Genomic DNA, 3108 nt, shown 5'->3' on the forward strand with positions numbered 1-3108 from the left:
TTCGTTCCCGTCATCGGCAAGGCCGCTTCGGTGGCCCAGGGCACGACCCCGATCCTCATCGCCTGGGACTATAACCTGCTTGCATGGCGCGACAGCTTCCAGGGCAATCCGAAAGCCGAGATCGTCGTTCCGGCAAACGGCGTCGTCGCCGGCGTCTATGTCCAGGCCATTTCGGCCTACGCTCCGCACCCGAACGCTGCCAAACTCTGGATGGAATACCTCTATTCCGATGAAGGCCAGCTCGGCTGGCTGAAGGGCTATTGCCACCCGATCCGGTTCCAGGACCTGGCCAACAACAAGAAGATCCCCGCCGACCTGCTGGCCAAGCTGCCGCCGGCCGAGGCCTATGCCGCGGCGATCTTCCCGTCGCTCGAAGACCAGGGCGTGGCCAAGGACATCATCGCCAAGCAGTGGGACACGGTGGTCGGCGCCAACGTGAAGTGATCCTGTATTCCGCTTGAGGTCGCGCCGTCCTGTCCCGTACCCTCGGGTCGGCAGGACGGCGCGATCTTCGTTTTTCTGCCGTCAGGCGGGCCCATGTCAGCAGGCGCCTAATGATCCGATGACCCAGACTTCGTCGATCGCAGCCCCGATTGCCGCCCCCAGCACACCCGGGAAGATGTCCTGGGCCTGGCTGGGCGTGACGCCGTTCTTCCTGTTCGCCCTGCTGTTCCTGGTGCTGCCGACCGCCTATCTGGTCGTGGGAAGCTTCCAGACCGCCGATGGCGCGTTCACGCTGAACAACATCGCCAACCTGTTCCAGCCGTCGATCCTCAGCGCCTACTGGATCTCGATCAAGATCAGCGCCGCCTCTGCCCTGCTCGGCGCGCTGATCGGCTTCTTCCTGGCCTATGCCGCCGTCATGGGCAAGCTGCCCAGCTGGATCCGGCCGACGCTGATGACCTTCAGCGGCGTCGCCTCCAACTTCGCCGGCATCCCGCTGGCATTCGCCTTCATCTCCACCCTGGGCCGCCAGGGGCTGGTGACGGTGCTGCTGGTCAAGTTCTTCGACTTCAACCTGTATTCGACAGGCTTCAACCTGCTCAGCTTCTGGGGCCTGACGCTGACCTATCTCTACTTCCAGATCCCGCTGATGGTGCTGATCCTGGCGCCGGCGCTGGACGGTCTGAAGAAGGAATGGCGCGAGGCGTCGGCGATCCTCGGCGCCAGCACCTGGCAATACTGGCGCATGGTCGGCATGCCCGTGCTGTGGCCCAGCCTGTGCGGCACCACGCTGCTGCTGTTCGCGAACGCCTTCGGCGCCATCGCCACCGCCTATGCCCTGACCGGCAGCTCGCTGAACATCGTGCCGATCCTGCTCTACGCCCAGATCCAGGGCGACGTGCTGCACGACCCCAACCTGGGCTATGCCCTGGCGCTCGGCATGATCCTGATCACCGGCATCTCCAACGGCGTCTACATGGTGCTGCGAACCCGCAGTGAGAGGTGGCTGCGATGAAGCAGAGCCGGCTGGGCGCCTGGATCGCCATCATCATCGGCACCCTGTATTTCCTGGTGCCGCTGATCGGAACCCTCGAATTCTCGCTGCGGCTGCGCAAGGGCGAGTACAGCTTCGACGCCTATCGCATCGTGCTGGCCGACCCGCTGTTCCAGGCCAGCTTCCTGTATTCCATCCTGCTCGCCCTGCTGACGATCATCGTCGGGGTGCTGCTGGTGGTCCCGACCGCCTATTGGGTGCGGCTGCGCCTGCCCTCCCTGCGCCCGATCGTCGAGTTCATCACCCTGCTGCCGCTGGTGATCCCGGCCATCGTGCTCGTCTTCGGCTATGTGCGCCTCTACAATACCTCGTCCTATCTGCCGCTGACCGCCACCGCGCGCGGCACCGACATCCTGCTGATGTTCGGCTACGTCACCCTGTCGCTGCCCTACATGTACCGGGCGATCGACACCGGGCTGCAGGCGATCGACGTGCGCACCCTGACCGAGGCCGCGGAGAGCCTGGGCGCCGGCCGGGCCCGGATCCTGTTCCGCGTGATCCTGCCGAACGTCCGGTCGGCGATCCTGAGCGGGGCGTTCCTGACCTTCGCCATCGTCATCGGCGAATTCACCTTCGCCAGCCTGCTGAACCGGCCGGCCTTCGGCCCGTATCTGCAGCTGATCGGCGCCAACCGGGCCTATGAGCCGGCAGCCCTGGCAATCATCGCCTTCGCCGCCACCTGGGCCTGCATGGGCCTGATCCAACTTTTCGGCCGCGGCGCCCGCGGCTCTTCCGCGGCGACGCGCTGAGATGGCCGTGCTGCTTCCACAAATCGTTTTCAACCACGCGCCGCAGGGGCCGCGACGGCCGGCCCCGCGGGACAGCTGGTGTAGATGGGGACAGGGATGGAATTTCTAGAAATCGGCGGCCTGCGCAAGAGCTATGGCCAGAATGCCGTGGTCCACAATTTCGACCTGTCGGTAAAGCGCGGCGAGTTCATCTCCTTCCTCGGGCCATCCGGCTGCGGCAAGACCACGACGCTGCGCATGGTCGCCGGCTTCGAGACCCCGACCGGCGGTTCGATCCGCATCGACGGCAAGGAGGTCACCCAGCTGCGGCCGAACCAGCGCAATGTCGGCATGGTGTTCCAGGCCTATGCGCTGTTCCCCAACATGACGGTGGCCGACAACGTCGCCTTCGGCCTGAAGGTGGCGAAGCGGCCGGCCTCCGAGATCGGCCCCCGGGTCAAGGAGATGTTGGAGCTGATCAAGCTGCCGCATCTGGCCGACCGCTTTCCCTACCAGCTGTCGGGCGGGCAACAGCAGCGCGTCGCCCTGGCCCGCGCCCTGGCCAACAAGCCGAAGGTGCTGCTGCTGGACGAGCCGTTGTCGGCGCTGGATGCCAAGATCCGCGTGTCGCTGCGCAGCGAGATCAAGACGCTGCAGCGTGAGCTGGGCATCACCACCATCTTCGTGACGCACGACCAGGAAGAAGCCCTGTCGATGTCGGACCGGATCGTGGTGATGAATGAGGGCAATGCCGAGCAGGTCGGCACGCCGTTCGACATCTACAACTATCCCCGCACCCGCTTCGTCGCCTCCTTCGTCGGCACGCTGAACATCCTGCGCGGCAAGGTGATCGACGCCGGCATGCAGAAGCTGGTGATCGAC

At 65.2% G+C, this 3108-nt stretch carries 4 protein-coding genes; all 4 read left to right on the top strand.

From position 1 onward, the window contains the following. On the top strand, positions 1 to 444 hold a 444-nt coding region (locus tag AC3XYG_RS17870; protein ID WP_489141202.1), incomplete at its 5' end, for an ABC transporter substrate-binding protein. A 118-nt stretch (positions 445 to 562) separates the two neighbouring features. Beyond that, positions 563 to 1459, top strand: a complete 897-nt coding sequence (locus tag AC3XYG_RS17875) for an ABC transporter permease (RefSeq protein WP_489141203.1) — start codon at positions 563 to 565, stop codon at positions 1457 to 1459. Further along, positions 1456 to 2247, top strand: coding sequence for an ABC transporter permease (locus tag AC3XYG_RS17880; protein WP_489141204.1), 792 nt, complete (start codon positions 1456 to 1458; stop codon positions 2245 to 2247). Before AC3XYG_RS17875 ends, AC3XYG_RS17880 begins: the two co-directional genes overlap by 4 nt. Positions 2248 to 2343: 96 nt before the next feature. Then, positions 2344 to 3108 (top strand): ABC transporter ATP-binding protein (locus tag AC3XYG_RS17885; protein WP_489141205.1); only part of this gene is annotated, 765 nt, incomplete at its 3' end.

Source organism: Inquilinus sp., from assembly GCF_057815775.1.